Raw genomic sequence first — 2,846 nt, forward strand, 5'->3', positions numbered from 1 at the left:
ACCGAGATTCCGTAAGTAGCGACGAGCGAACGCGGACTAGCCCTTAAGCTGATTTGGTTCTAGGAAAACACTCTGGAAAGAGTGGCCATAGAAGGTGATAGCCCTGTATCTGAAAGGGCCATTTCAGTGAAGACGAGTAGGGCGGGGCACGTGAAACCCTGTCTGAACATGGGGGGACCATCCTCCAAGGCTAAATACTACTGACCGACCGATAGTGAACCAGTACCGTGAGGGAAAGGCGAAAAGAACCCCGGAGAGGGGAGTGAAATAGAACCTGAAACCGTGTGCGTACAAGCAGTAGGAGCTCCGCAAGGAGTGACTGCGTACCTTTTGTATAATGGGTCAGCGACTTACTGTTCGTGGCAAGCTTAACCGTATAGGGGAGGCGAAGGGAAACCGAGTCTGATAAGGGCGCATAGTCGCGGGCAGTAGACCCGAAACCGGGTGATCTAGTCATGCCCAGGGTGAAGGTGCGGTAACACGCACTGGAGGCCCGAACCCACTCCCGTTGCAAAGGTAGGGGATGAGGTGTGATTAGGAGTGAAAAGCTAATCGAACCCGGAGATAGCTGGTTCTCCTCGAAAGCTATTTAGGTAGCGCCTCATATGTATCCTCTCGGGGGTAGAGCACTGTTATGGCTAGGGGGTCATCGCGACTTACCAAACCATTGCAAACTCCGAATACCGAGACGGACTGTATGGGAGACACACGGCGGGTGCTAACGTCCGTCGTGAAAAGGGAAACAACCCAGACCCACAGCTAAGGTCCCAAATTCACTGCTAAGTGGAAAACCATGTGGAAAGGCACAGACAGCCAGGAGGTTGGCTTAGAAGCAGCCACCCTTTAAAGAAAGCGTAATAGCTCACTGGTCGAGTCGGTCTGCGGGGAAGATTTAACGGGGCTAAGCAGTGAACCGAAGCTTGGGGTGCATAACTTTGTTATGCGCGGTAGAGGAGCGTTCCGTAAGCCGTTGAAGGTGGATTGAGAAGTCTGCTGGAGGTATCGGAAGTGCGAATGCTGACATGAGTAACGATAATGCGGGTGAAAAACCCGCACGCCGAAAGCCCAAGGTTTCCTTGCGCAACGTTAATCGGCGCAGGGTGAGTCGGCCCCTAAGGCGAGGACGAAAGTCGTAGTCGATGGGAAGCAGGTTAATATTCCTGCACCTCGCGTAAGTGCGATGGAGGGACGGAGAAGGTTAGGTGTACCAGGCGTTGGTTGTCCTGGGGAAAGGCGGTAGGTTTGGATCTTTGGCAAATCCGGGATCCTTTAAGACCGAGCACCGAGACGAGCCTTTATGGCGAAGTCACTGATACCACGCTTCCAGGAAAAGCTCCTAAGCTTCAGCTTACGCAGACCGTACCGTAAACCGACACAGGTGGGTAGGATGAGAATTCTCAGGCGCTTGAGAGAACTCGGGTGAAGGAACTAGGCAACATGGCACCGTAACTTCGGGAGAAGGTGCACCCTTTTTGGTGGCTCGTGCGAGCTATAGCTGAAGAGGGTCGCAGTAACCAGGCCGCTGCGACTGTTTATCAAAAACACAGCACTCTGCAAACACGAAAGTGGACGTATAGGGTGTGACGCCTGCCCGGTGCTGGAAGGTTAATTGATGGGGTCAGCCGCAAGGCGAAGCTCTTGATCGAAGCCCCAGTAAACGGCGGCCGTAACTATAACGGTCCTAAGGTAGCGAAATTCCTTGTCGGGTAAGTTCCGACCTGCACGAATGGCGTAACGACAGCGGCGCTGTCTCCACCCGAGACTCAGTGAAATTGAAATCGCTGTGAAGATGCAGCGTTCCCGTGGCAAGACGGAAAGACCCCGTGAACCTTTACTATAGCTTTACACTGAACGTTGAGTTCGTCTGTGTAGGATAGGTGGGAGGCTATGAAACCATGGCGCTAGCTGTGGCGGAGCCATCCTTGAAATACCACCCTGTCGTGCTTGACGTTCTAACCTGGGCCCATTATCTGGGTCGGGGACCGTGTATGGTGGGTAGTTTGACTGGGGCGGTCTCCTCCTAAAGAGTAACGGAGGAGCTCGAAGGTACGCTCAGCGCGGTCGGACATCGCGCACTGTGTGCAAAGGCATAAGCGTGCTTGACTGCAAGATCGACGGATCAAGCAGGTAGGAAACTAGGACTTAGTGATCCGGTGGTTCTGTATGGAAGGGCCATCGCTCAACGGATAAAAGGTACTCCGGGGATAACAGGCTGATACCGCCCAAGAGTTCATATCGACGGCGGTGTTTGGCACCTCGATGTCGGCTCATCACATCCTGGGGCTGTAGTCGGTCCCAAGGGTATGGCTGTTCGCCATTTAAAGTGGTACGCGAGCTGGGTTCAGAACGTCGTGAGACAGTTCGGTCCCTATCTGCCATGGGCGTTGGAGATTTGAGAGGGGCTGCTCCTAGTACGAGAGGACCGGAGTGGACGAACCTCTGGTGTTCCGGTTGTCACGCCAGTGGCATTGCCGGGTAGCTATGTTCGGAAGCGATAACCGCTGAAAGCATCTAAGCGGGAAGCGCGCCTCAAGATGAGATCTCCCGGGGCACAAGCCCCCTGAAGGAACCATGTAGACTACGTGGTTGATAGGTCAGGTGTGTAAGTACAGCAATGTATTGAGCTAACTGATACTAATGATCCGAGAGGCTTGACCATATAACCTCAAGTTGCCTTGGCTTTACGACAACGTCGTAAGAGCATCCAAGTGCACGCTACGTCACAAGAACTACGAGAGGCAGGCGCCTTATCCGGCTGTATTGGATGGCGACGCTCCAACCGCCTCCCTGGTGAAATTAGCGCTGTGGAACCACCCGATCCCATCCCGAACTCGGAAGTGAAACGC

2 rRNA genes (1 of these 2 cut by a window edge) are annotated in these 2,846 nt (G+C 53.8%); both read left to right on the forward strand.

The window, feature by feature from the left end:
* A 23S ribosomal RNA gene (locus tag AC13GF_RS20875) occupies positions 1–2,659 on the forward strand; it begins 221 nt to the left of the window's first position.
* A gap of 127 nt (positions 2,660–2,786) precedes the next feature.
* Positions 2,787–2,846, forward strand: a 5S ribosomal RNA gene (rrf, locus tag AC13GF_RS20880); the annotation flags it as partial.

Source organism: Stenotrophomonas sp. 22LJNL06-5-1 (assembly GCF_056861455.1).